Origin of the sequence: Pseudomonas sp. PDM18 (assembly GCF_014852585.1) — a bacterium.
GTDB lineage: Bacteria > Pseudomonadota > Gammaproteobacteria > Pseudomonadales > Pseudomonadaceae > Pseudomonas.
Genome location: NZ_JACVBX010000002.1, coordinates 98918 through 124446, shown reverse-complemented (window position 1 = coordinate 124446; position 25529 = coordinate 98918). Strand labels below are relative to the sequence as shown.

Below are 25529 nucleotides of genomic sequence, written 5' to 3'. Positions count from 1 at the left end.
AAGACCTGACCCGAACTGTAGGAGCAAGCTCGCTCCTACTAAAACAAGACCGCCCCTGCGCAAACTCCCGATCCCCCGCTATGATCGGGACATGACCGCCACTCTCCCGCTCCGCCAGCAATGCCCGCCCGGCGCCTGCAACTGCGACCGGGAGCGCCTGCTGCAAACCCCCAACGCCGACCTGCGCATCCTGCTGCTCACCCGGCACGAAGAGCAGCGCCTGCTGGATCGCCTGGAGAACATCAGGGACCTGGCGGACCTGCAACGCATGCAGCACAAGCTCTTCGAGCAACTGGGCATCCGCCTGCACATTGCTCCCGGCTTCAACGAAGTGCGCACGATGCGCGGCATCGAGTTCGACTTCGACGAGCAGCCCGGCCTCTGCCGCAAGACCCGTCAGGCCATTCCCGCTGCGATTCGCCGGGGAATGGACCGGAACCCGGAAATCGCCTGGCGCCTGCTCGACTCTCACGACCTGCTCGGCGGGCTCTGATCAGAAGCCGCAGTCCAGCGGGTACTCCACGGCCACCCGCAGCTGATCGGTATTGAGCTCCGTCTGCGCGGCGTTGGCGCGATGACTGTTGTGCATCAGCACCAGCCGCAAGCCCTTGGCCCGGCCTTCCGGCACCCGGTATTGCAGCATCAGGTCACGCTCCCAGTGCTTGCCGCCCTCGCCGTAGCCCAGGTACGCGTAGCCGCCGCGCGGATCGACATGGCTGCCATCGATGTCCGTGCCACGCACATACGCCGCCGCCATCGACAATCCCGGTGCGCCGAAGGAGGCCAGGTCCAGGTCGTAGCGCAACTGCCAGGAGCGCTCATTGGGCGCATTGAAGTCCGACAGCTGTACTGCATTGGTGAGGAAGATCGCCCCGCGCGTCACATAGTCGAACGGCGTATCGCCATCGACCTGCTGGTAACCGACGCTCAACCGGTGCGCACCGACGCCGTATCCTCCGAGCAGGCTCCAGGTGGTGTTGTCGATACGCCCGGAGAACGCCTGCCCGGTGTCGCGGGTGCGGTAGAGATTGACATACAGCGACAGGTCCTGCCCCGAGCCCAGCGGCTGGCTGACGGTGCCGCCCAGGTAGTCCTGGCGCCAGCTGTCTTCGTAGCGCGAGGTAAACAGGCTCAGGCTCGCCGACTTGGCCGGCGCATAGATGAAGCCCGCGAGGTCGAAGGCATTGCCCTGGCGGGCATTGGAGTAGTTCACCACGAAGCCGCGATCATGGCTGGAGGCATTGCGGTCGGTGCTTTCGGTGAAGTGCCCGCCCACCAGCCGCAGCCCGGAGAACTCCTCGCTGGAGAGGAAGAAGCCGGTCGCCGTTTCCGGCAGCAGGCGGCTGTCGGACGAGCTGAACACCGGCGTCTTCACCCGCTGCTCGCCCCACCACAGGGTCGTCGAGGACACCCGCGTCTTCAGCGCGGCGCCGCCTCGGGCGAAGCTGTCCTTGGGATGGCCGTCGTTATCCAGGCCGACCAGTCGCGCCTTGCCGGCGCGCCCACCGCCACTGTCCAGCAGCAAGCCCTGGTAAAGGTGCGCGTCCAACCCCAGGCCGACGCTGCCCTGAGTGAAGCCTGACTGCAGGCTGCCCATCAACCCGTAGGCCCACTCCTCCGCATAGCCGTTGCGCTCGCTGCGCGGTTTGTAGGCATTGCGCGCGCCACTGTTGCGGTCGCCGTGGCGGTACTCGCGCTGGTCGAACACGGTGCGGTTGAGCAGATTCCAGCGGCTGTCCTCGATGAAGCCGCCGGACTCTTCCTGCGCCGCGCCGAACGCCGGCGCGGACAGCGCCAGCAGCACTGCGGAACTGCACAGCTTCACAGGTACTTCAGCCAGGCGATATCGCGACGACGGGCCTTGAGCCCGGCGAACCAGTGCACCGGCGGGTAAAGGGCGACGATCAGCAGCAGCGCACCAACCCAGACCGCCCACACCGAATCGAAGCCGAAGTACTGCCCGTGGTTCAGCCCGAAAACAGCCACGGCAGCCAGGTAGAGCAGCTTCAGCACGTACAGGTGCAGAAGGTAGAAGAACATCGGCGCTGCACCGAACACCGCCAGCCAGCGCGCCAGTGCACCCTGCCCGCGGCGCTCGAAGAACACCAGCAGGAGCAGGCCGAGGCCCATGGTCAGCGCCAGGAACAGCAACGACGGCGGGTACTTGGTAATGTTGAAGAAGCTCATCAGCAGTTGCAGGTCGGTATCACCATCGCCCCAGGGCTTCTGGCCGTAACCGTTGTTCAGGCGCAGGACGATGAAACCGCCCAGCGCGATGGCCGCCGCCAGCAGCAGGTTGCGTGTGCGCCGAGCAGCATCGGCCCCGCGACCGAACCAGGGCCCTGCCGCATAGCCGAGCGCGATCACACCGATCCACGGCAGCAACGGATAGGACGTGCGCAGGCGCAGCGCATCACCCACCTCGATCCAGCCGCGATCATGCAGCACCGCCCAGGGCACATGGGCCCAGTGGCCGGCGGCGAAGTGCACGCCATCCAGCAGGTTGTGCCCGGCCACCAGCGCCACGCCCATCACCACCAGCGCCACGCGCGGCAGCCAGACCAGCGCGGAGAGCGCCAGCATGCTCAGGCCGATGGCCCAGATCACCTGCAGGTAGATGACCGAAGGCGGGAACTGGAAGGTCCAGGCGAAGTTCACCAGGGTGACTTCCAGCAGCACGAGGAACAGCCCGCGCTTGAACAGGAAGGCCGAGACCGCCGCGCGGCCCTCGTGCTTCTCGCCATAGAGGAAGGCGGAAAGCCCGGTGAGGAAGACGAATACCGGCGCGCACAGGTGCGCCAGGGTGCGGCTGATGAACAGCGCCGGGTCGGTCTGGGTCACGTCCATCGGGTCGCTCACCTGCAGATGCAGGTAGAACGTCTCGCGGACGTGGTCCAGCAGCATGAAGAGGATCACCAGCCCGCGCAGGGCATCGATGGAGTGGAGTCGGGTGGCGGCCTTGGCGATTGAAGGGATTGCGGGGCTCGGTGCAGAGGTCATGGGCGGGATCGATTGAGAGTGAATTGTAATATTATTACATTCCACGCAACCGATCCGCCAACCCTTTGAAACATGCGGACATGTCTGGAACAGGCCTCACCGGCCCGGGCTCAGTCCACCGCGCGCTTCATCACCGCGGAAAGTTCGCTACTGCCGAGTTGTTCCAGCCGCTCGGCGGCGCCCAGCCGATCACGTTCTTCCTTGTTCTGGCTGAGCTTGGACTTGCCGATGATCTCGCCGATCTCCACCTCGATGCCGACGATGTTCGCCAGCATGCCGCTGATGAATCCCGGGGTGGAGTCGCTCATCTTCCACGGCTTGTCCTCGCCGGCTTCATGGGTGCGGGTCAGGCGGCCGACCACGCCGCGCACGAAGCGCTCCTCGTCCATCACCTTGAGGCGGCCGCGCACGTGCACCACCTGGTAGTTCCAGGTCGGCACCTGGCGGTGCTCCTCGTGCTTGCTCGGGTACCAGTTGGGCGAGACGTAGGCGTGCTCGCCACGGAAGATAACCAGTGCCTCCTCGCCGTCAGCCTCCTGCCAGACCGGGTTGTTGCGGGCGACGTGGGCGCGCAGCAGCGGTTGCTCGCCGGAAAGTTCCAGCTCGAACGGCAGGTGGTTGGCGTCCAGCAGGCCGTCATGGCCGGTCACCAGGATGCCCAGGGGATAGTCGCGGATCAGCCGGTGCAGCTCGTCCGGGCGGGTTTCCTCGAAATGCGCAGGTACGTACATGTAAAGCCTCGACAGCAGGTGAATACGGTCATAATGCCGCCGCATTGGCACCCTATAAAGATCCATTAGTGACCCTCGTGGCAGAGCCAATATGCAGGGACCGAAGTTTTGGTACAGCCTATGCATCGCCCTGCTGGACGCCGATGGTGCCGCACCCTACTCTAGCCTTTGGCCAGCATTCGCCCTGGATGGCAGACACAGGCTCCCACTCTCGATGACCGCACCCGAGTTCCCCGCCGCTCCTCCCCGGCAGCAGTACCAGGGGAGAATTCCGCCGCGCCTGCAGGATGCCTACAAGGCGTACGTGGTGCAGCATTACCGGCGCTTCCTGCTGGCGATCAACTTCATCGCCATGGCCGCCTACGACTCCTACGTTCTGGCGGACGCGCTGCTGATCCCGGACATGGCCAAGGAATCGCTGTTCCTGCGTACTGCCCTGAGCCTGGTCGGGCTGCTCAATATCTTCCTGGTGTTCCGCTTCAGCCGCAGCGTGCTGGTGATGGACCTGCTGATGCCGGTACACGACATCATCTCCACCATCGCCTGGTTTGAACTGCTCAAGCGCAGCGCCTCGCCGGACGTGCCCTTCTTCCTCTACGCCTCGGTGGTGTTCGTCCTATTGGGCAACCTCGGCGTACGCTATTCCTTCAAGGGTATCGCGCTGGTCTCGGCGATCATCACGGCGATCATTCTCTACAACGTCTGGCTGATCCACGACGGCGCCGCCAAGCCGCTGCTGATCTTCACCCTGGTCTACCTGCCCATCGCGCTGTTCAGCCTTTTCATCAGCTGGACCAACATCAAGGGCGTGCGCCAGGCCTTTCTCGCCGACCTTGAGGAAAAACGCCAGCGCACCGAGCTCGCCGCGCTGAACCTGCGCCTGCAGGAGCTAGCTGCCACCGACGGCCTCACTGGCGTAGGCAACCGCCGTGCACTGGATCTGCAGCTCAACGAGAGCTGGCATGGCATGCGCGCCCACGGCCGGCCCTTTGCCCTGCTCATGGCCGACATCGACTACTTCAAGCCCTACAACGACCATTACGGCCACCAGGCCGGTGACCGCTGCCTGTGCCAGGTGGCCGAGAGCCTGGTCGGCACCCTGCGCGGCGGCCGCGCCAACGTCTATCGTTATGGCGGCGAGGAGTTCGCCATCCTGTTGGAGGCGACCAGCGCCGAAGACTTGCGCTGTGTCGCCGAGCGGCTGCGCGAGCAGGTGACGAGCCTGGGCATCGAACATCTGTACCGGCCCGACAGCCTGCGCTTCCTGACCATCAGCCTCGGTGCGGCGATGGCCAACGAGGGCGGCCTGAGCGAGCCACGCGAGTTGCTCGCCCGCTGCGACCGACATCTGTACGTCGCAAAGCAGAAAGGCCGCAACCGTGTGCAACTCAGCGGCATGCCCGGCGTCTGACGAACGACACGTAACCCGGCGCATGCGGGAGGCGTCTCCCTGCTCTCCAGCCGGGCAATGCCCGCCGCGCACGGCAACCGCCACAGGGACCGACCCAACGAGGCCTGAGTGAAACGCGACATCCGCCTAGCCATCCTCCTGCTGTCGATCATCAGCCTCGCCGTGGCCGCCGCCACCGCCTGGGAACTGTGGTCGGCGCGCGAGCGTACGCTGGCGGAAACCACCACGCACAACCTCAACCTCACGCAGGCGCTGGACACCTACGTCGAAGGCATCGTCACCCAGAGTTCCATGCTGCTGCTCGGCCTGGCCGAACGCCTGGAGCACGAGGGACGTGGCGCGCCCCAACTGCAGCGACTGAACGACCTGGTGCGCAACCAGCAGCACCTGCTCGCGCAGCTCAACGGCATCGGCATCTACGATGCCCAGGGCAACTGGCTGATGACCTCCAACGGCCCCTTCCCGCCTGGCGCCAACAGCGCCGACCGTGGCTATTTCATCCACCACCGCGACAATCCCTCGCTGGACGCCTATATCGGCGAGCCGATCCGCAGCCGCGCCACCGGCGTCTGGGTAATTACCGTCAGCCGCCGCTACAACGACGCCCAGGGCAACTTCGCCGGGGTGATAGTCGCTGCTCTGGGTGTACAGGACTTCCTGCGGCTGTTCGGCAAGATCGACATTGGCAAGACCGGTGCCATCGGCGTGGCCATCAGCAACGGCCAGGTGCTGGTGCGCTATCCGTTCCGCGAGAGCGACATGGGGCGCGTGCTTTCGCGCTCACCGATCTTCACCCAGTACCTGCAGAGCAATAACGTCGGCAGCGCCACCTTCGCTTCCTCGCTGGACGGCACCGAACGCATCTACGCCTTCCGCAAGAACGATCGCTACCCGCTGGTGACCTCGGTCGCCCTGGGCAAGGACGAAGCCCTGGCCGCCTGGCGCTCGGACGCCCTGCGAACGGTGGCCATCGCCTTCGGCCTGCTGATGATCATCGTGGTCATCGGCAGCCTGCTGATCCTCGCCATCCAGCGCCGCATTGGCACCGAGCGCCTGCTACGCGACGCCCGCGAAGACCTGCTCAAGGCGAACCGCCAACTGGAAGTACTCGCCTCGCGCGACCCGCTCACCGGCCTTGAGAACCGCCGCAGCTTCGACGACCACCTGATCGCAGAACTGCGCCGCGCCCATCGCGAACGCTCGCCGCTGGGGCTGCTGCTGATCGATGTGGACCACTTCAAGCGCTTCAACGACACCTACGGCCATCCGGCCGGCGACGACTGCCTGCGGCGCATTGGCCGCGTCCTCGCTGACAGCGTGCGACGCCCCGCCGATCTCGCCGCGCGCTATGGCGGCGAGGAGCTGGCGGTGATCCTGCCCAATACCGGCCCTGACGGCGCCCTGGCCGTGGCCGAGCAGTTCATGCAGCGCCTGCAAGGCGCCAACCTCACCCATGCCGGCAGCCCGCTGGGCCGCATCACCGCGAGCATTGGCATAGCCACCCTGCCCGCCGGCGGCGACAGCAGCCCGCAGGCCCTTATCGAAGCCGCCGACCGCGCGCTCTACCGCGCCAAGGCCGCCGGGCGCAATCGACTGGAAAGCGCTCCGACGCCGCAGGAAGCCCCTCAATGATCCTCGACTCCGCGCTCGTCGATGCGCTACGCAAAGCCCGCCATGTCGTGGTATTCGCTGGCGCAGGGGTTTCTGCCGAAAGCGGAATCGCCACCTTCCGCGACCGCCTCACCGGGCTGTGGGAGCGTTTCGACGCCGCCTCCCTGGCCACCGCCGAAGCATTCCGCGCGGATCCGGCGCTGGTCTGGGGCTGGTATGAATGGCGCCGCAGCGTCGTCCACCGCGCCCTGCCCAATCCCGCACACCTGGCCATCTCCGCCCTGGCGGGCAAGGTGCCCAAGCTCACGCTGATCACCCAGAACGTCGACGACCTCCACGAGCGCGCCGGCAGCCGCAACGTCACCCACCTGCATGGCCAGCTGGAGCGCCCGCGCTGCTTCCAGTGCCAGCGCGAGCCGGATGCGCCGCTGCCGGTACCGAACGAACCCGAGGCCGGCCGCCGTGTACAACCGCCGGCCTGCGCCCATTGCGGCGGCACGCTTCGCCCCGGCGTGGTGTGGTTCGGCGAAAGCCTTCCGATGGACGCAATCACCCACGCCTTCCAGGCCGCTGAACAGTGCGACCTGCTGATCTCCGTCGGTACGTCCGGCGTGGTCTACCCGGCGGCGGAAATCCCCGAGATCGCCCGGCGCCTTCGCGCGACCGTCCTCCACGTCAATCCCGCCCCCCGCCCGCTGCTCGGCGAACGCGACTTCGCCCTGGCCAGCGCCGCCGGCGTTGCCCTCCCAGCGCTGATCGATGCGGCGTTTCCCTAACGCAGCACCACCAGGACAACCTATCCAGCGGACTGCGTCCGTGATGCTGCTCCGCATGATGTGTCGCCGGCAGGGCCGGCGTCACACCGCCGGCATCTGCAACGTCACGCAGTGAATGCCACCGCCCCCGGCGGCAATCGGGTCGATGTTCAGCTGGACGATCTCGCGATCCGGGTACAGCTCGCTGAGCAAGGCATGGCAATGCTCATCGGCCGCCGCATCGCCGAACTTCGGCGCAATCACCCCGCCATTCACCGGCAGGTAATTGATGTAACCGGCAGCGAAGTCCGGGTTGTCGCGGTTGAACGCGCTCGGCTTGGGCTTCATCGGCGGCGGTAACGTATGCACCTTCAACGAGCGGCCGTCGGCATCGGTGGCGTTCTTCAGGATCTCCAGGTGGCGGCGGGTAACTTCGTGGTCGTAGGAACGCTTGTCGTTGTCCAGGTTGACCACTACCACGCCCGGTTCGACGAAGCGCGCATAGAAGTCCACATGGGCATCGGTGATGTCCTTGCCGCGAATGCCCGGCAGCCAGATCACCTTGCGCAGCCCCAGCATGCGCTTGAGCTCCGCTTCGATACGCGGCCGCGTCCAGCTCGGGTTGCGGTTGTCGTTGAGCCAGCAGCTCTCGGTGAAGATGGCCGTGCCGTGGCCGTCCACCTCGATGCCGCCTCCCTCCCCGCACAGTTCGCTGACGATGGCTTGCGCCTCCACGTCCTCGGCCAGGGCCGCCGACACTTCACGGTCGCGCTCGGCGTGCTGCTTGCCGCCCCAGCCGTTGAAATTGAAATCGGCCAGCGCAAGGCCGCCCGGCGCATCGTTGACCAGGAAGCAGCCGCCGTAGTCGCGCACCCAGATGTCATCCACCGGCACCGGCAGGAAGTCGACGTTCTGGCCGCCGCACGCGCGCTTGGCCTCGGCCTGCTGCTCCGGCCGGCAGAGCACCGTCACCGGCTGGAACTCGGCGATCGCGCGGGCCAGCCGCGCCACCGTGGCATTGACGTCCGGAGCGATGTCTTCCCAGACGTCAGGGCTCGCCGCGTAAGCGACGAACACCCGCTCCTGCTTGCGGTGCTCGTCGGGCATGTACCAGGGTTTCGCCGCCAGGGCGACCCGGCCCAGGCCGAGCCCGAGGCCCGTCGCCAGCGTCATGCCGGCGCCGAGCAGATTCCTGCGTGTCATCATCCTCGCCTCCTCAGCCACTGGTGCCGGTCTTGAAGCTGGTCCAGGTGCGCATCCGCGCCCGCATGTCGCGCTGCGGGATGTCCTTGCCGGGGAACAGCCGCGCGTAGGCCTTCTCATCAAGATAGATGTCCGGGTTGTCACGCATGCTCGCCTCGACCATCGGCCGGGCCTTGGCATTGGACGTCGGGTAGCCGGTGGCGTTGCTGATCGCCGCCATCACGTCCGGGCGCATCAGGTAGTTGATCAGCGCGTAAGCGTACTCGGGGTGCGGCGCATCGGCGGGGATGGCCATGGTGTCCATCCACACCGAAGTGCCTTCGCGCGGCACGCGGTACTCGAAGCGCTCGGGCTTCTTCGCCTCGTCGGCGGCGCGTTGCGACTGGATCACGTCGCCGCTGTAGCCCAGCGACAGGCACAGGTCGCCATTCACCAGCTGGGTCACCGGCTGCGACTGGAACTTGCGGATGTACGGACGGATGCCATTGAGCACCGCCAGCGCATCGCTCAGGTCCTGCGGCTTGCCGCTGCGCGGGTCGCGGCCGAGATAGTTGAGCACCACGGCGAGTACTTCGTCCGGCGAATCGATCATCGAGATGCCGCAGTCGGCGAAGTGCTTGGCCAGCTCCGGCTTGAACAGCAGATCGAGGCTGTTCACCGGCGCGCCGGGCAGGCGCTGCTCGATCTTCGCCTGGTTGTAGGTCAGGCCGATGCTGCCCCAGGTGTAGGGCACCACGGCGTGCCGCGAGTATGGGTACTTGGTCTGCAGGCTCTGCAGGCCCGGCTCGATATCGCCCAGGTGCTGCAGCTTGCTGTCGTCGAGCTTCTGCAACGCACCGGCACGCATCAGGCGCTCGGCGACGGTATCGCCGGGGAAGATCAGGTCGTAGCCGCTGTGCCCGGCCATCATCTTGGCCTCCAGCGTCTCGCTGCTGTCCATCACGTCGTAGATGACGCGGATGCCGGTCTCCTTGGTGAAATTGGCCAGCGTGTCGGGGGCGAAATAGTCCGCCCAGTTGAATAGGCGCAGGACCTTCTCTTCGGCCGAGGCCAGTTGCAGGGTGCACGCCAGGGACAACCCCAGCGCGCCGATCAGCAGGTGCTTGTTCATGGTCAGACTCCTTGCCAGCGCGGGTGCAGGTGGCGGCCGTCGAGGCCGAGCAGCGGGCCGTACATTTCCGGGCGACGATCGCGGTAGACGCCCCAGGTCAGGCGCTCCTCGCGGGCCAGGTCGAGGTCCAGCTCGCGCACCAGCACGGCGGCCTCGTTGCGCCCGGCCTCGGCCAGCAGCGCGCCCTTGTGGTCGGTGATGAAGGACGAACCGTAGAAGCGCATGCGCAGCGCGTCATCGCTGGGCGCCACTTCCTCGCCGATGCGGTTGGCCGCCAGCACCGGCAGCAGGTTGGCGGCGGCGTGGCCGCGCTGGGCGGTCTGCCAGTGGTCGCGGGAATCCAGCTGTTCGGCGCCTGGCTCGGAGCCGATGGCGGTGGGGAATAGCAGCATCTCCGCGCCTTGCAGCGCCAGGCAGCGGGCGGTCTCGGGGAACCACTGGTCCCAGCAGATGCCCACGCCGATGCGGCCCACGGCGGTGTCCCAGACGCGGAAACCGGTGTCGCCGGGGCTGAAGTATTCCTTCTCCTGGTAGCCGATGGCGTTGGGGATGTGCGTCTTGCGGTACATCCCGAGCAGGCTGCCGTCGGCGTCGGCCACGGTCACCGAGTTGAAGTAGGCGTTGCCGGCGCGCTCGAACCAGCTGATCGGCAGCACCACATTCAGCTCCGCCGCCAGCCGCGCGAAGCGCTGCAGCAGCGGGCTGTCGTCATACGGCTGGGCCAGCGCCAGGTGGCGATGGTCCTGTTCGATGCAGAAGTACGGCGTGGCGAACAGCTCGGGCAGGAGGATCAGCTTCGCCCCGGCCGCCGCCGCCGCGCGCACGTGGCGCTCGGCTTCGGCGAGGTTGCGCGGCAGGTCCCAGCTGCAGGAGAACTGCAGGACCGCGACGGTCAGCTTACTCATCACAGGCCTCCCAGCGGCCAGGCCGGCTGCTGCTGGGTAATGCAATGCACGCCGCCACCACCATGGGCCAGATTGTTGATGCGCACCGGCACCACTTCGCGGCCGGGGAAGGCGTGGGCCAGCACCGCCGCGGCCTCGTCGTCGGCGGCGATGCCGTAAGCCGGCATGATCACCGCGCCATTGGCGAGGTAGAAGTTGGTGTAGGACGCACAGAAGACTTCTGCTTCCGGGTCCACCGCCGCGCTGGCTTCGAACAGCTCGATCAGTTCGAACGAACGGCCCTTGGCATCGGTGGCCAGCTCCAGTGCACGACGGTTTTCGCGCGCCACTTCGGCGTAGGTGCTGGAATCATCGTGGGTCGCATCCACCAGCAGCACGCCGGGGCGAGCGAAGGCGCACACGCCATCGACGTGGCCGTCGGTCATGTCACCAGTGACATACTGCGGGTCGCCCGGCAGCCAGATGGTCTTGGTCACGCCGAGCAGACGGCTGAAGATTTCCTCCATCTCGCGCTTGCTGACGCCGGGGTTGCGGTTGGGGTTGAGCAGCACCGACTCGGTGGTGATCAGCGTGCCCTCGCCATCCACGTGGATTGCCCCGCCTTCGTTGGCCAGCGGCGTACCGAAGCAATCGAGCCCGAGGTGGTTGAGGATGCGGCGGCCCAGGCCTTCGTCCAGGGTGTGTTCGGACTTGCCGCCCCAGGCGTTAAAGCGCCAGCTCACACCGGCAACGCCGTGCTGCGGATGGCAGATGAAGGTCGGCCCGGAATCGCGGCACCAGCTGTCGTCGATGGGCAGCGGCACCAGCTCGACGTTGGCCCCGCACAGCTCGGCGGCGCGGGCCATGGCGGACGGGTCCACCACCAGTTTCACCGGCTCGAAGCGGGCGATGGCGTTGGCAACGCGGGCAAAGTCTTCCTGCACCTGCTCCAGGGTCACGTGCCAGCCGCCCTCCCAGAGCGGACGGTTATGCGGGAATGCCATCCAGGTCGCCGCGTGGTTGACCCATTCAGCAGGCATGCGCCAGCCGTTCTGCCTATCGTCGTTGCGATGCATACTCAAGCCTTTGGTAAGTAATTTTTATCGGAAGGAAAAGGTTCAGCGGCGCCTGACGACCATGCTAAGCCTGTAAAAATGTCAGAACAAACGATAGATTTTGCGCAAATCTGATTAGGCAGACTTATCGATCATGCTCAAACACTGGCCACCCCTGAATGCCCTGCGCGGCTTCGAAGCCGCCGCGCGCCTGGGCAGCTTCCACAAGGCCGCCGAGGAACTGCACCTCACCCAATCGGCCATCAGCCAGCAGATCCGCAGCCTGGAAAGCTTCGTCGAACAGCCGCTGTTCTATCGTTCCGGGCGCAAGGTGGCGCTGACCGACGCTGGCGCCGACCTGCTCAGCACCACGCAATCCATGCTGCAGCAACTGGCCGTAGGCATCCGCCGCCTGGACCAGTACCGCAAGCCCAACCAGTTGGTGGTCAACACCACCCCGGCCTTCGCCCGCCACTGGCTGGTGCCGCGCCTGGGCGACTTCCACGCCCGCCACCCGCAGATCGACCTCTGGCTGCTGACCACCGACGAAACCCCGGACATGGCCACACAGACCATCGACATCGCCGTGCGCGACGACCTCACCGCCCAGGCCGAGTGCCGCTTCCGCGTGCTGCTGGAGGATCGCCTCTACCCGGCCTGCCATCCTTCATTGCTGGCGCAGCCGGAACCGACGCGCACCACCCTGCACGGCGAACGGGAAATGGACTGGGCGCACTGGCAACTGCAGGGCGGCGCCGACGTCGGCCAGCGCAGCGAGGGCCTGAACTTCTCCGATCCCGGCCTGCTGCTGGACGCCGCGAGCCAGGGCCTGGGCGTTGCCCTGGTGAGCCAGCTGCTGGCCGGCGATGCGCGAGAGAATGGCCTGCTGGCCCCGCTCAGCGAGCAGACCGTGCGCGGGCCGAACTGGTCGCTGCTGGTGCATCAGCAGAGCGAGCGCAATGCCCAGGCGGTAGGGTTCTGCGAGTGGCTGTCCGCCGCGCTGGGCGTCTCCCTGTAGGGCGCAAAACGCCTAAAGCGTTATCCGCCAAGCCGGCGGATTACCCGTTCCGGGTTGTTCGCCCTACGGGCAGAGCGTTCCTCTGTAGGAGCGAGCTTGCTCGCTCCTATGAAGAGCCCCTCAACCCGGTAGAGGGCACGCCCCGCTCCAGATCCATCACACAGCCCCCTTCCTCAACCGCCCCCGCTCCTTCTTCCCCTCCAGCGCACTCTCCCCCGCCGCCTTGACCAGTTTCTGGAAAGTGGGGCACTGCGCATGACTGGGCGCCGGGCACGCCGCCGCATGGCGCAGCCCCCGGCTCATCGCCCGCAGGCGTCGGATCGTGGCATCCAGCTCATCCGCCTTGGCCGCCAGCATCTGCCGGTCGATGTTGGTTCCGCCATCGCCGGCGAACATCGAGCGGATTTCCTCCAGGCTGAACCCCGCCGATTGCCCGAGGGTGATCAACGCCAACTGGTCGAGAATCTGTGGCGCAAACTGACGCCGAGCGCCGGGTTTGGCGAGCGAGACGATCAGCCCCTTCTCCTCGTAGAAACGCAGGGTCGATGCTGGCACGCCGGAGCGCCTGGCCACGTCAGCGATATCCATGCAACACCTCTTGACCTCAAGTTCGCTTGAACTTGTAGGTTCACGCCAAAGGCCGCCGAGGTCAATCCAAGCGCGGCCTTTCCCTTGCGTGCAACCTGCGGAGAAAGCATGAAAACCATCGCCATCGTCTACCACAGCGCCAGCGGCCGTACCGAGCGCATCGCCCAGACCATCGCCAGCGGCGCTCGCAGTGTGCCCGGCTGCGAAGTGCATCTGCTCAAGGCGCAGGAGTTGATCGAGCAGCCGCAAGCGCTGCTCGCCTATCACGGCCTGATCCTGGGATCACCAACCTACCTGGGCGGCGTCTCGGCGCCGCTGAAAGCCCTGATGGACGCCACCGGGCCGCTCTGGCGCCAGCAGAAGTTGCGCGGCCGCCTCGCCGCCGGCTTCACCGTGTCGGCGCTGCCCGCGGGCGACAAGCAGTCCACATTGATCTCGCTGTTCACCTTCTGCATGCAGCACGGGATGCTCTGGGCCGGCAACGCGATCCTCCCCGAGCAGCACCTGGGCGTGCCCGTCGAGGAAGCCGCCAACCGCCTCGGCTCCTGGTCCGGGCTGATGGCCCAGGCGGACAAGACCGCCGCGGACTTCTGCCCCGGCGACCTGAAGACCGCCCGGCTGTTCGGCCAGTACTTCGCCGAAACCCTCGGCCGCCTGCACCAGCCGCAGGTCGAGCACGCGCAGGAGGCCCACGCATGATCGCCCGCCGCTACGGCCCGCTGCTGTTCGCGCTGATCCTGTCCTGCGTGATGACCTTGCTGGTCTCCGGGCTCTCCACCTGGCGCGCCGTCGGCCTGGCCCCGGCCTTCGCCCAGCTCTGGCTGGATGCGTGGCTCACCAGCTGGAGCATCGGCTTCCCGCTGGTGCTGGTCGTCGCCCCACTGACACGCCGCCTCGTGGAAAGGCTGGTCCGCGCTTAGGCCCAGTAATCTCAGGGAACCTCGAACGTAGGATGGCGTGGAGCGCAGCGATACTCATCGCCTCGTACCACGCCACAGCATGCTCCATCCATCCTACAAACCAAGCTCCCTGCAGGAGCGGGCCATGCCCGCGATCGCGCGCATGGCGCGCATGGCGCGCTCCTGCACGAGGCTACCGATTACTGGCGAATCCCATCGGTAAACCGGCAGAAGCCGTCACGCACCGCGCCCTCGGTGGTGTACATGCCGCCCAGGGTGACGAAGACATAGCTTACCTTTGAGCCGGAGCCCGACTTTTCCACCACAACGTTCAACGGTGCGTTGCGGCTGCTCAGGATCACGCCCTGGTAGGCGGAGATGGTGCCGCTCTTCTCGTCGGCGTTCTGGATGGTGAAGCCTTCCTTCACCAGCGTCTTCTGCGCCCGGTCGAAGACCTTGGCCACCGGCATGTCCAACTGGACGTTGGACGTGAAGGTCTTGCCGGCAATGAAGCCACCTTCGGTGTTGAAGTTGTCTTCGCACTGGTTGCCGGTCTTCTGGTGCGCACAGCCCTGCAACAGGGCGGCAGCGAGCAGAATCATCGTCACTCGTCGCATCATCGTTCCTTGATCTCGTGGGGCCGCCATCCCTGCGGGTCTACAGCGGCGAAGGGGTTTTATAAGCCGAGGACACGAGCCCTGACCAGACTTTTCCTCGCCTTATGAGACCGCCAGCACGTAGGAAATATCCCCTCACTCGCTCAAGTACGGGCTTTCACGCCGTTCGTCTCGGAATCTCGCCGGGGTACGTTCCGGGCCTGCCTACGCAGCGCCCGGAAACTCATGAGGCGGAACCTCCCCCAATCGTCAAGACCGGGAGGCTCCAAGCCGCACTTACCAGATCGGCAAGGTGTAGCTGACGATGAAGCGGGTTTCGTCCATGTCGTTGCCGAAGCTGCTGCGGAAGGTGCTGTTGCGCAGCTTGAAGCCGACGTTCTTCAGCGGGCCGCTCTGCACCAGGTAACCGACGTCGGTGTCGCGCTCCCACTCCTTGCCGTTGCCCTGCCCGTTCAGCAGGTCGATGTTGTCGCCGCGCAGGTAGCGGGTCATCAGGCTCAGGCCGGGCAGCCCGTAGGAGGCGAAGTTGAAGTCGTAGCGCAGTTGCCAGGAGCGTTCGTCCTTGTTGGCGAAGTCGCCGATCTGCACGTAATTGACCAGGTACGGGTCGGTACCGGACAGGTAGGCGAAGCCGGTGTCGCCGGACATGCGCTGCAGGCCGAGGCCGAACGCCTGGTTGCCCAGTTTGTAGGTGAACATGGCGTTGAGCGCGCGGTTGTCGACGTTGCTGCCGCCATCGTCGGTGGAGCGTGCCCAGCGGATGTCGGACTTCAGCGACTGACCCTCGGCGATCGGCAGCGTGTGCACCAGGCTCACGTAGTGCTGGCGATAGAGGTCTTCGAGGTTGGCGTAGTGGTAGCTGGTGCTGAGCTGGTTGCTCCAGCGGTAGGTCCCGCCAGCGAGATTGAAACGGTCGCTGGTGAGGTGGCTGCCAGCAACAATGTTGCGCTTGTTACCGCGGGTCATCGACAGGTCTTCGTCGTTGGACGAATCGCGCTGCTTCACCTCGCGAAGCTGGCCGAGTTGCAGGTCGAGGTCATCGAGTTCCTTCGACTCCACCAGCGCGCCCTGGAAAGTCTGCGGCAGCAGGCGGGTGTCGTTGTACTGCACCACCGGCAGCTTGGGCAGCAGCGTGCCGACCCTCAGGGTGCTCTTGGAGACGCGTAGCTTGGCGGTCAGGCCGAGGTCGCTGTAGTCATCGGCGGCGCGCTTGTCGCTGGCGGAGTACGGCAGCAGGCCGGAGCCGGAGCGATCCGGGCTGGAGTCGAGCTTCAGGCCCAGCAGGCCGAGGGCATCGACGCCGACGCCAACGGTACCGTCGGTGTAGCCCGACTCGTAGCGCAGCAGGAAGCCCTGCGCCCACTCCTCGGATTTAGACTGGGCGGCGCCGCTCTGGCGGTAGTCGCGGTTGAAGTAGAAGTTGCGAGTTTCGATGCTGGCCTTGCTGTCGGCGAGGAAATCGGCGTGGACGAACGGGGGCAGCAGCGCCAGTCCGGAGACCAGCACGGGGAGTCGACGAGTATTCATTGTTCTTGTTTCTTTCTACTTGAGGTGTTGGCAAAACGCCGGGCCGATGACGGCTGGCCCGGCCAGGGGAATGAGCGGGATCAGATAGTCCGTTCCAGCTCCGGTACGGCTTCGAACAGATCGGCGACCAGGCCGTAGTCGGCAACCTGGAAGATCGGCGCCTCTTCGTCCTTGTTGATCGCCACGATCACTTTCGAATCCTTCATGCCCGCCAGGTGCTGGATGGCGCCGGAGATGCCGACGGCCACGTACAGCTGCGGAGCGACGATCTTGCCGGTCTGGCCGACCTGCATGTCGTTCGGCACGAAGCCGGCGTCAACGGCAGCGCGGGAAGCGCCGACGGCAGCGCCCAGCTTGTCGGCCAGGGAGTAGAGGATGCTGAAGTTGTCGCCATTGCCCATGCCACGGCCGCCGGAAACGACGATCCTGGCAGCGGTCAGTTCCGGACGGTCGGACTTGGCCAGTTCTTCGCCCACGAAGGCGGACTTGCCGGCGTCGGCCGGGCCGGAAACGGCTTCAACAGCGGCGGAGCCACCTTCGGCAGCGACGGCGTCGAAGCCGGTGCCACGCACGGTGATGACCTTGACGGCAGCCGAGGACTGCACGGTAGCGATGGCGTTACCGGCATAGATCGGACGCTTGAAGGTGTCGGCGCTGACCACTTCGGTGATCTCGGAGATCTGGTCGACGTCCAGCAGGGCGGCAACGCGCGGCAGGAAGTTCTTGCCGTTGGTGGTGGCCGGCGCCAGCACGTGGCCGAAATCGCGGGCGATGGACGCTATCAGCGGAGCCACATTCTCCGGCAGCTGGTGAGCGTAGGCGGCGTTGTCGGCGACCAGCACCTTGGCAACACCGGCGATCCTGGCAGCGGCTTCAGCCACGCCACCGACGTTCTGGCCAGCGACCTGCACGCTGATTTCGCCGCCAATCTTCTGCGCAGCGGCAACGGTGTTCAGCGTCGCCGAGCCCAGCGCGCCATTCGAATGCTCTGCAACAACCAGGACAGCCATCAGATCACCTTCGCTTCGTTCTTCAGTTTCTCGACCAGTTCGGCCACCGATTTCACCTTGATGCCGGCGCTGCGCGCGGCGGGCGCTTCCACCTTGAGTGTCTTCACGGTCGAGGCCGTGGAAATGCCCAGCGCTTCGGGCGTAACGGTTTCCAGCGGCTTTTTCTTCGCCTTCATGATGTTGGGCAGCGAGGCGTAGCGCGGCTCGTTCAGGCGCAGGTCGGTGGTGACGATTGCCGGCAGGTTCAGGGCAACGGTCTGCAGGCCGCCGTCGATTTCACGGGTGACGTTGACCTTGTCGCCAGCGACTTCGACCTTGGAGGCAAAGGTGCCCTGGGCATAGCCGGTCAGCGCCGCCAGCATCTGGCCGGTCTGGTTGTTGTCGCTGTCGATGGCCTGCTTGCCGAGGATGACCAGCTGCGGCTGCTCCTTGTCGACAATGGCTTTCAGGGCCTTGGCCACGGCGAGCGAGTTCAGCTCGTCATTGCTCTCGACCAGCACTGCGCGGTCTGCGCCGAGGGCCATCGCGGTACGCAGTTGCTCCTGGGCAGCGGTCGGGCCGACGGAGACCGCAACGATCTCGGTGACGACGCCTTTCTCTTTCAGGCGGACGGCCTCTTCCACGGCGATTTCGCAGAAGGGGTTCATGGACATCTTCACATTGGCCAGATCGACGCCGAAGTGGTCCGCCTTGACGCGGACCTTGACGTTGTAATCGACCACGCGTTTTACCGCGACCAGTACTTTCATTCGGTTGTTTCCTTGGCTTGCGCCGTCATGGATCGACGCTGCGGTTGGGATGGGTTCGCGAGCAGGCTCCCCCCCTACGAAGAGCAATGGGGAACACCCGCAGGAGCGAGCCTGCTCGCGAACGGACTCAACGAACGTAGGGCGGATAACGCTGGCGCGTTATGCGCCCTACTCTCTTGCGAGCATTGAAGCGTCAGGGTTTGCCCAGCTGCTCGATCACACCCTCGGCCTTGAGCGCCGCCAGGCGCGCGTCATCGAGCCCCAGGCGGCGCTTGAGCACCTCGTCGGTGTGTTCGCCGAGCATCGGCGCCGGGCGCTGGTATTCCACCGGGGTGTCGGACAGTTTCAGCGGGCTGCCGACCATGCGGAACGCGGGGTTCTGCGCGTGGGGAATCTCCACCAGCATGTCCCGGGCGACCACCTGCGGCTCGTCCAGCGCGCGGCCGATATCGTTGATCACGCCGACCGGCACCTTCATCGCGTGGATGCGGCGCACCCAGTTGTCGGCGGTGTCGCCCTGGAAGTGCTCGGCCAGCTTGCCGACGATCACGTCGCGGTTGCGCACGCGGTCGGCGTTACGGGTGAAACGCGGGTCCTTCGGCAGTTCGGGCAGGCCGATGGCGTCGCACAGCGAGACGAACTGGCTGTCGTTGCCGCAGGCGATGATGAAATCCATGTCCTGCGCGCTGAACACCTGGTACGGCACGATGTTGACGTGGGCGTTGCCCTGGCGGCCCGGCGAGCGGCCGGTGGCGAGGTAGTTCTGGCTCTGGTTGCCGAGCATGGCGACCTGCACGTCGAGCAGCGCCATGTCGCAGTGCTGGCCGCGGCCGGTCTTCTCCCGCGCCAGCAGCGCGGCCTGGATGGCGACCACCGAGTAGAGGCCGGTCATTACGTCGGACACGGCGACACCGACCTTCTGCGGGCTGGCGCCGGGCACGCCGTCCTTCTCGCCGGTGATGCTCATCAGCCCGCCCATGCCCTGGATGATGAAGTCGTAGCCGGGCTCCTCGGCGCGCGGGCCGGTCTGGCCGAAGCCGGTGATGGAGCAGTAGACCAGGCGCGGATTGACCTTGGACAGGCTGTCGTAATCCAGCCCGTACTTGGCCAGCGAGCCGGCCTTGTAGTTCTCGATCAGCACGTCGCACTCGCAGGCCAGGGCGCGCACCAGCGCCTGGCCTTCTTCTGTCGCCAGGTTCAGCGCCACCGACAGCTTGTTGCGGTTGGTCGACTGGTAGTACGCCGCCTCGGAGCTGTCCGAGCCGTCGGCAGCCTTCATGTAAGGCGGGCCCCAGCCGCGGGTGTCGTCACCCACGCCGGGACGTTCGATCTTGATCACTTCCGCGCCCAGGTCGGCCAGCACCTGGCCGCACCAGGGGCCGGCCAGCACGCGGCTGAGATCGAGTACGCGGTATCCGCTCAAAGCACCCATCTTCAATTCCTCGCAGGCGCGCTTACGCGCGCTCGATAACCATGGCGAGCCCCTGGCCCACACCGATGCACAGGCTGATCACCGCATAGCGTTGACCCGTGCGCTGCAGTTGTCGCGCCACGCTCAGCGCCAGCCGCGCGCCGGAAGCGCCCAGCGGGTGGCCGACGGCGATGGCGCCGCCATTGGGGTTGACCCGCGCATCGTCGAAGTCCACGCCCAGGCCGTGCAGGCAGCCGAGCACCTGGGAGGCGAAGGCCTCGTTGATCTCGATGATGTCCATGTCGGCCAGGGTCAATTCGGCGCGCGCAAGCGCCTTGTTGATCGCCTCCACCGGGCCGACGCCCATGATGCGCGGCTCCACGCCGACAGCCGCGGCCGAGAGAATCCGCGCCAGCGGCTTGAGGCCGTAGCGCTCTCCCGCCGCGGCAGAGCCGATCAGCAGCGCAGCCGCACCATCGTTGACACCGGAAGCGTTGCCGGCAGTGACCACGCCGCCTTCCGACAGCGGCTTCAGGCGCGCCAGTGCGGCTTCGTCGGAAGACGGACGCGGATGTTCATCCTGCTCGACCAGGTTCGGCGGCGTCTTGCGTCCGGTAGGCACGCTGACCGGGAGGATTTCCCCGGCGAAGAAACCAGCCTCGCGGGCGGCGTCATAGTTAGCCTGGGAACGGGCGGCGAAGCGGTCGGCCTGTTCGCGGCTGATGCCGAACTCGCGGGCCACGTTGTCGCCGGTCTCCGGCATGCTGTCGTTGCCGAACCCGGCGATGATCTTCGGGTTGGGGAAGCGCGCGCCGATGGTGCTGTCGAACACCGTCAGGTCGCGGCTGTAGGCGGCCTCGGCCTTGGCCATGACAAAGGGCGCGCGGGACATGCTTTCCACGCCGCCAGCGACGAACAGTTCGCCTTCGCCACAGGTCACGGCACGCGCCGCGTCAATGACGGCCGCCAAGCCGCTGGCGCACAGGCGGTTCACCGTCTGCCCCGGCACGGTCACCGGCAGGCCGGCGAGCAGCGCGGCATGGCGGGCGACGTTGCGGCTGTCTTCACCGGCCTGGTTAGTGTTGCCGAGGATCACGTCCTCGATGGCCTCGCCGGGCACACTGGTGCGGGCCAGCAGTTCGCGGATCACCTGGGCAATCAGGTCGTCCGGGCGCACCGGAGCCAGGGCACCGCCATGGCGCCCGAACGGGGTGCGCAGGCCGGCGTAGATAAAGGCATTGAGCATGGAAGTCTCCTTGAAAGAGGTGGACGCCGGGCCTCAGCCCAGCGCAGGCTCGGCATGGCGCAGCGACAACCCCAGCGCGGCGCGGCGGCGCAGCCAGGGGCCGGGGCGGTAGCGGGCGTCACCGGTCAGGCCGGTCATGCGTTCGAGAATGGTCAGCAGGCGCGCCGGGCCGACGCTGTCGCCCCAGGCCAGCGGGCCTTGCGGGTAACCCAGGCCACGGCGCACGCCTTCGTCGAGGTCATCGACGCTGGCAATGCGCTGCTGGACGATGTCGCCGGCCAGGTTGACGATCAGCGCCAGCACGCGCTGGGCGACGAAGCCGACGCTGTCATTGATGACGGTGACGCCCACGCCGTCAGCCGCCAGCAGCGCATGGGCGGCATCACGCATGGCCGGGGCGGTCGCGGGGTTCTGCATAAGGCAGCGGTGGCGCTGCAGGTCCAGCAGCAGGTCGATACACAGGGTGCGCGCCGGGTCGGTACTGAAGTTCTGGCACGCCGTGGTGGCGTCAACGCCATAGGGAGCCAGCAGGCACAGCGCCTCGCTGCTTGGCTGGGCGCCCTGCTCCAGGGTCGCGCCAAGCTTCTTCAGCAGTTCGCCGAGCAGTTCGCGATCCTGGTCGTTCTCCGCACCGATCCACACCGGCGGCAGGGCGGCCACGTTCGGCACCGGTTGCGGAGCGGGCGCATCGATCATCTCGCCGTCGGCATAGCGATAGAATCCTCGCCCGACCTTGCGCCCGACGAAACCGGCCTCGAGCATCTGCCGGGTCAGCGCCGCCGGGCGATAGCGTGGCTCCTGGTAGAACTGGTTGTAGATGGACTCGATCACCGGGTGCGAGACGTCCAGCGCGGTGAGGTCGAACAGCTCCAGCGGCCCCATGCGGAAACCCAGGCCTTCGCGCAGGATGCGGTCGATGTCGGCGGGCTCGGCAATGGCTTCCTTGAGCATCTGCAGCGCTTCGGTGCTATAGGCGCGGCCGGCGTGGTTGATGATGAAGCCGGGGGTGTCCTTGGCGCGGATGCCGCGATGGCCCATGCGCGCGGCCAGCGCCACCAGGCGGTCGCCGACCTGCGGGTCGCTGGCCAGGCCGTCGATAACCTCGACCACCTTCATCAGCGGCACCGGGTTGAAGAAGTGGAAGCCCGCCACCCGCTGCGGGTGCTGGCAGCCACGGGCGATGCTGGTGACCGACAGCGACGAGGTATTGGTCGCGAGAATGCAGTCGGCGCTGACCACGGCTTCCAGCTCGGCCAGCAGCGATTGCTTGGCATCCAGGCGCTCGATGATCGCCTCGATCACCAGATCGGAATCCGCCAGCTCGCTCAGCGAGCCGGCGACCAGCAGGCGCGCCAGGGTGGCGTCGGCCTCGGCAGCGCTGATCTTGCCCTTCTCCGCCAGCTTGGCCAGCGTCCGCCCGAGGTTGTCGCGGGCGCTTTGCGCGGCGCCGTCGCGAGCGTCGAAGAGTTTCACCTGGATGCCGGCCTGGGCAGCGATCTGGGCGATGCCACTGCCCATGACACCGGTGCCGACGATGGCCATGCGCTCGATGCGCTCGAAAGAAAGGGTCATGCTCATTCCCCCAGGAAACTGGCTTTGCGTTTTTCCAGGAAGGCGGCGGCGCCCTCCTTCTGGTCCTGCGAATCGAACAGCAGCTGGAAGGCCTTGCGCTCCAGGGTCAGGGCGCTTTCCAGCGGCAGGTCGGCGCCGGCGAGCATCACTTCCTTGATCTGCGCCACGGCCAGCGGCGGCAGCGCGGCGATCTCGGCGGCCAGCTCCAGCGCTCGGGGCAGCGTGCGTGCATCTTCCACCACCTCGCTGAGCATGCCGATGGCCAGGGCTTCCGGCGCCTTGATCAGGCAGCCGGTCAGGGCAATGCGCATCGCCTGGAACTTGCCCACGGCGCGGATCAGCCGCTGGGTGCCACCCGCGCCGGGCATCAGTCCGAGCTTCACTTCCGGCTGGCCGAAGCGTGCCGACTCACCGGCGACGATGATGTCGCAGTGCATCGCCAGCTCGCAGCCGCCGCCCAGGGCGAAGCCATTCACGGCGGCGATCACCGGCTTCGGGCAGCGCGAGATGGCTTCCCACAGCAGCTCGGTATGGCGGCGGTACATCTCGATGGGGCTGGCCTGGGCGAATTCGCGGATGTCCGCCCCGGCGACGAAGCACTCCTCTCCCCCGGTCAGCACCACCGCGCGAACGTCGCGGTTTTCGCTCAGGGCACGGAAGTGCTCGGCCAGCTGCTGGCGCACGGCAGCATTCAAGGCGTTCTTGGCTTCCGGTCGGTCGATGCGGACGACCGCCACACCATCGGCCTGGATATCGAGATGAACCACGCTGGTATTCATTGGAGCTCTGACCTCTTATATGTTTCGCCTGCCGAAACTACATTCCGTATTTCGATTTCATCATAGTGACACCCAATCCAGCCTGTAAACGGTGAAGATCGACACACCCTCTCAAGGCCTTTAAATACGAGGCTTTTAATATTTTTAAGGGTGCACCTGTACTATCGTTCCCAGACCTATTACAATTTCGTCTGACGAAACTGCATTTTATTTTATTGATTTTCCGTGAATAGGGGTTCTACCATGCGCCGCAACAAGACGGAGATGGATTCGGCTGCGCCGACGAAAAACGAAGGTGAGATCGGCCTGCTGGAACGGGGACTGTATGACCCCGCCACGGCACTGAGCGAAGAGGAAAACAGCGGCCAGTTCGTGACGGCCCTGGCTCGCGGCCTGGAGATCCTGCGTTGCTTCACGCCACGGGAAAACGTGCTGAGCAACCAGGACCTGGCGCGCAAGACCGACCTGCCCAAGCCGACCGTGACACGCCTGACCAACACCCTGATGCGCCTGGGTTGCCTCAAGCGCGAGGTGCATTCGGGCAAGTACCAGTTGGACGTCGGTGTGCTGGGTTTCGGCTACGCGATGCTGTCGAACCTGTCGATCCGCGCGGTGGCCCATCCGCTGATGGAAGAACTGGCCAACCACGCCCAGGCGGCGGTAGCCATGGCTGCCCGCGACCGCCTGCAGATGGTCTATGTGGACGTCGTGCAGGGCCAGGGAAACATGACGATGCGCCGGCAGATAGGCAGTTACCTGCCGCTGGCGGCGAGTTCGGTGGGCCGCGCGTGCCTCGCGGCGATGCCGGAGAACGAGCGGGAATTCCTGCTCGACCACGTTCGCCAGCGCGAACCGGAAAACTGGCCGGCCATCCGCAAGGGTCTGGACCGCGCCTTCAGGGACTTCACCGATTACGGCTACTGCCTGTCGATCGGCGAATGGCACCGCGACGTCAACTCCGTCGCCGTGCCCTTGGTACATCCGCAGTACGGGCTCCTGGCCTTCAACTGCGGCGGCCCGAGCTTCCAGCTGACACGCGAGAAGCTCGAGGACGACATCGGGCCCCGCCTGATCAACATGGTCAACAACATAGGTGCCGCCGCTCGCTGAATCTCGGGTGACGGTGCCTCGGAAGACAGGCCTGCTCGCGGGCCTTTTGAGGAGTGCACATGATCCGAGACCCAGAAACGCTGCAGATACTTCTGGACTCCATCCACCAGTTCGTCGGCGAAGTGCTGATCCCGCGGGAGAACGAGGTCGCCGAGACCGACGCAATCCCGCAGGACATCGTCCAGCAGATGCGCGAGATGGGCCTGTTCGGCCTGACCATCCCCGAAGAGTTCGGCGGCCTGGGCGTGACCATGGAAGAAGAGGTGAACATCACCTTCGAACTCGGCCGCACCTCCCCCGCCTTCCGTTCCTACATCGGCACCAACAACGGCATCGGCTCCATCGGCATCCTGATCGACGGCACGCCGGAACAGAAAGCCCACTACCTGCCCAAGCTCGCCAGCGGCGAACTGCTCAGCGCCTTCTGCCTGACCGAGCCGGACTCGGGTTCCGACGCCGCTTCGCTGAAAACCACCGCCGTGCGCGATGGCGACTTCTATGTGCTCAACGGCACCAAGCGCTTCATCACCAACGCCCCGCATGCCGGCATCTATACGGTGATGGCCCGCACCAACCCGGCGATCAAGGGTTCCGCCGGCATCAGCGCGTTCATCGTCGAGCGCGGCACGCCGGGTATTTCCCTGGGCAAGCCGGACCACAAGATGGGCCAGAAAGGCGCGCACACCAGCGACGTGATCTTCGACAACGTGCGCATCCCCGCCAGCCAACTGATCGGCGGCGTCGAGGGCGTGGGCTTCAAGACCGCCATGAAGGTACTCGACAAGGGCCGCCTGCACATCGCCGCGCTGAGTGTCGGCGCCGCCGAGCGCATGCTCGCCGACGCGCTGCAATACGCCCTGGAGCGCAAGCAGTTCGGCCAGCCGATCGCCGAGTTCCAGCTGATCCAGGCAATGCTGGCCGACAGCAAGGCCGAGATCTACGCCGCCCGCTGCATGGTGCTGGACGCCGCGCGCAAGCGCGATGAGGGCCGGAACGTCAGCACCGAAGCCTCCTGCGCGAAGATGTTCGCCACCGAGATGTGCGGCCGCGTGGCCGACCGCTGCGTACAGATCCACGGCGGCGCCGGCTACGTCAGCGAGTACGCCATCGAGCGCTTCTACCGCGACGTCCGCCTGTTCCGACTCTACGAGGGCACCACCCAGATCCAGCAGGTGATCATCGCCCGCAACATGATCCGCGAAGCCCAGTCCTGACAAACAGGCACTGAGGCACCCAATTCGG

Annotated in this window: 25 protein-coding genes; 9 read left to right on the top strand and 16 right to left on the bottom strand. The window is 66.0% G+C overall.

Going from position 1 to position 25529, the window contains the following annotated elements; genetic code table 11:
* Positions 1-91 precede the first annotated feature (91 nt).
* Positions 92-493, top strand: coding sequence for a hypothetical protein (locus tag IB274_RS05395; protein ID WP_192431018.1), 402 nt, complete (start codon positions 92-94; stop codon positions 491-493).
* Here the strand turns inward: IB274_RS05395 and IB274_RS05390 are convergent, their stop codons facing one another.
* The 3 genes from IB274_RS05390 to IB274_RS05380 all read right to left on the bottom strand — a co-directional run bounded on the left by IB274_RS05390 (position 494) and on the right by IB274_RS05380 (position 3731).
* A complete protein-coding gene (locus IB274_RS05390; RefSeq protein ID WP_318652851.1) occupies positions 494-1825 on the bottom strand; it encodes an OprD family porin in 1332 nt (443 codons plus the stop codon). It abuts the gene before it with no gap.
* Complete coding sequence (locus IB274_RS05385; protein WP_192431017.1) at positions 1822-3000, bottom strand: DUF1624 domain-containing protein; 1179 nt, start codon at positions 2998-3000, stop codon at positions 1822-1824. Before IB274_RS05385 ends, IB274_RS05390 begins: the two co-directional genes overlap by 4 nt.
* Positions 3001-3110: 110 nt before the next feature.
* Positions 3111-3731: an FMN-binding negative transcriptional regulator gene (locus IB274_RS05380; protein ID WP_192431016.1), complete on the bottom strand. Its 621-nt coding sequence runs from the start codon at positions 3729-3731 to the stop codon at positions 3111-3113.
* A 214-nt stretch (positions 3732-3945) separates the two neighbouring features.
* On the opposite strand from IB274_RS05380, the gene IB274_RS05375 reads away from it, so the two are divergent.
* The 3 genes from IB274_RS05375 (at position 3946) to IB274_RS05365 (ending at position 7529) form a co-directional block, all read left to right on the top strand.
* Positions 3946-5142: a GGDEF domain-containing protein gene (locus tag IB274_RS05375; RefSeq protein WP_192431015.1), complete on the top strand. Its 1197-nt coding sequence runs from the start codon at positions 3946-3948 to the stop codon at positions 5140-5142.
* Between the two features lie 108 nt (positions 5143-5250).
* On the top strand, positions 5251-6774 hold the full coding sequence (locus IB274_RS05370) for a diguanylate cyclase (protein ID WP_192431014.1): 1524 nt from the start codon (positions 5251-5253) through the stop codon (positions 6772-6774).
* Positions 6771-7529, top strand: coding sequence for an SIR2 family NAD-dependent protein deacylase (locus tag IB274_RS05365; RefSeq protein ID WP_225614697.1), 759 nt, complete (start codon positions 6771-6773; stop codon positions 7527-7529). Before IB274_RS05370 ends, IB274_RS05365 begins: the two co-directional genes overlap by 4 nt.
* 81 nt (positions 7530-7610) lie before the next feature.
* Here IB274_RS05365 and IB274_RS05360 read toward each other — a convergent pair whose 3' ends face one another.
* Genes IB274_RS05360 through IB274_RS05345 form a run of 4 tightly spaced genes read right to left on the bottom strand, consistent with a single transcriptional unit; the run spans position 7611 to position 11782 of the window.
* A complete protein-coding gene (locus IB274_RS05360) occupies positions 7611-8714 on the bottom strand; it encodes an agmatine deiminase family protein (RefSeq protein ID WP_192431013.1) in 1104 nt (367 codons plus the stop codon).
* Between the two features lie 10 nt (positions 8715-8724).
* A complete protein-coding gene (locus IB274_RS05355) occupies positions 8725-9822 on the bottom strand; it encodes an extracellular solute-binding protein (RefSeq protein ID WP_192431012.1) in 1098 nt (365 codons plus the stop codon).
* A gap of 2 nt (positions 9823-9824) precedes the next feature.
* Positions 9825-10727: an N-carbamoylputrescine amidase gene (aguB, locus tag IB274_RS05350; protein ID WP_192431011.1), complete on the bottom strand. Its 903-nt coding sequence runs from the start codon at positions 10725-10727 to the stop codon at positions 9825-9827.
* The gene (locus IB274_RS05345) at positions 10727-11782 is read right to left on the bottom strand and encodes an agmatine/peptidylarginine deiminase (protein WP_192431010.1); all 1056 of its coding nucleotides are present in this window, start codon (positions 11780-11782) and stop codon (positions 10727-10729) included. Before IB274_RS05345 ends, aguB begins: the two co-directional genes overlap by 1 nt.
* Before the next feature lie 133 nt (positions 11783-11915).
* Here IB274_RS05345 and IB274_RS05340 point away from each other — a divergent pair, with 133 nt between their 5' ends.
* Positions 11916-12779 (top strand): LysR substrate-binding domain-containing protein, encoded by an 864-nt coding sequence (locus IB274_RS05340; RefSeq protein WP_192431009.1) that lies wholly within the window; start codon positions 11916-11918, stop codon positions 12777-12779.
* A gap of 156 nt (positions 12780-12935) precedes the next feature.
* Here IB274_RS05340 and IB274_RS05335 read toward each other — a convergent pair whose 3' ends face one another.
* Entirely contained in the window at positions 12936-13367 is a 432-nt protein-coding gene (locus tag IB274_RS05335; protein WP_192431008.1) for a helix-turn-helix domain-containing protein, read from the bottom strand.
* 108 nt (positions 13368-13475) lie between these two features.
* On the opposite strand from IB274_RS05335, the gene IB274_RS05330 reads away from it, so the two are divergent.
* Complete coding sequence (locus tag IB274_RS05330; RefSeq protein WP_151186946.1) at positions 13476-14066, top strand: flavodoxin family protein; 591 nt, start codon at positions 13476-13478, stop codon at positions 14064-14066.
* Complete coding sequence (locus IB274_RS05325) at positions 14063-14287, top strand: DUF2798 domain-containing protein (RefSeq protein ID WP_192431007.1); 225 nt, start codon at positions 14063-14065, stop codon at positions 14285-14287. Before IB274_RS05330 ends, IB274_RS05325 begins: the two co-directional genes overlap by 4 nt.
* Before the next feature lie 179 nt (positions 14288-14466).
* Here IB274_RS05325 and IB274_RS05320 read toward each other — a convergent pair whose 3' ends face one another.
* From IB274_RS05320 to IB274_RS05285, 8 genes are all read right to left on the bottom strand, one after another.
* The gene (locus tag IB274_RS05320) at positions 14467-14868 is read right to left on the bottom strand and encodes a hypothetical protein (protein WP_081520563.1); all 402 of its coding nucleotides are present in this window, start codon (positions 14866-14868) and stop codon (positions 14467-14469) included.
* A 291-nt stretch (positions 14869-15159) separates the two neighbouring features.
* Positions 15160-16410, bottom strand: a complete 1251-nt coding sequence (locus IB274_RS05315) for an OprD family porin (protein ID WP_192431006.1) — start codon at positions 16408-16410, stop codon at positions 15160-15162.
* A gap of 80 nt (positions 16411-16490) precedes the next feature.
* Positions 16491-17420, bottom strand: coding sequence for an electron transfer flavoprotein subunit alpha/FixB family protein (locus IB274_RS05310; protein ID WP_192431005.1), 930 nt, complete (start codon positions 17418-17420; stop codon positions 16491-16493).
* On the bottom strand, positions 17420-18169 hold the full coding sequence (locus IB274_RS05305; protein WP_192431004.1) for an electron transfer flavoprotein subunit beta/FixA family protein: 750 nt from the start codon (positions 18167-18169) through the stop codon (positions 17420-17422). The genes IB274_RS05310 and IB274_RS05305 overlap by 1 nt, the downstream gene beginning before the upstream one ends.
* Before the next feature lie 193 nt (positions 18170-18362).
* Entirely contained in the window at positions 18363-19601 is a 1239-nt protein-coding gene (locus IB274_RS05300) for a CaiB/BaiF CoA transferase family protein (RefSeq protein WP_151186941.1), read from the bottom strand.
* A gap of 22 nt (positions 19602-19623) precedes the next feature.
* Positions 19624-20826 (bottom strand): 3-oxoadipyl-CoA thiolase, encoded by a 1203-nt coding sequence (locus tag IB274_RS05295; protein ID WP_192431003.1) that lies wholly within the window; start codon positions 20824-20826, stop codon positions 19624-19626.
* A gap of 33 nt (positions 20827-20859) precedes the next feature.
* Positions 20860-22404 (bottom strand): 3-hydroxyacyl-CoA dehydrogenase, encoded by a 1545-nt coding sequence (locus IB274_RS05290; RefSeq protein ID WP_192431002.1) that lies wholly within the window; start codon positions 22402-22404, stop codon positions 20860-20862.
* Entirely contained in the window at positions 22401-23177 is a 777-nt protein-coding gene (locus IB274_RS05285) for an enoyl-CoA hydratase (RefSeq protein WP_192223303.1), read from the bottom strand. Before IB274_RS05285 ends, IB274_RS05290 begins: the two co-directional genes overlap by 4 nt.
* A gap of 243 nt (positions 23178-23420) precedes the next feature.
* Between IB274_RS05285 and IB274_RS05280 the strand changes: the two genes are divergently transcribed.
* A complete protein-coding gene (locus tag IB274_RS05280; protein ID WP_081520824.1) occupies positions 23421-24287 on the top strand; it encodes an IclR family transcriptional regulator in 867 nt (288 codons plus the stop codon).
* A 59-nt stretch (positions 24288-24346) separates the two neighbouring features.
* Entirely contained in the window at positions 24347-25501 is a 1155-nt protein-coding gene (locus IB274_RS05275) for an acyl-CoA dehydrogenase family protein (protein ID WP_138216691.1), read from the top strand.
* Positions 25502-25529 lie beyond the last annotated feature (28 nt).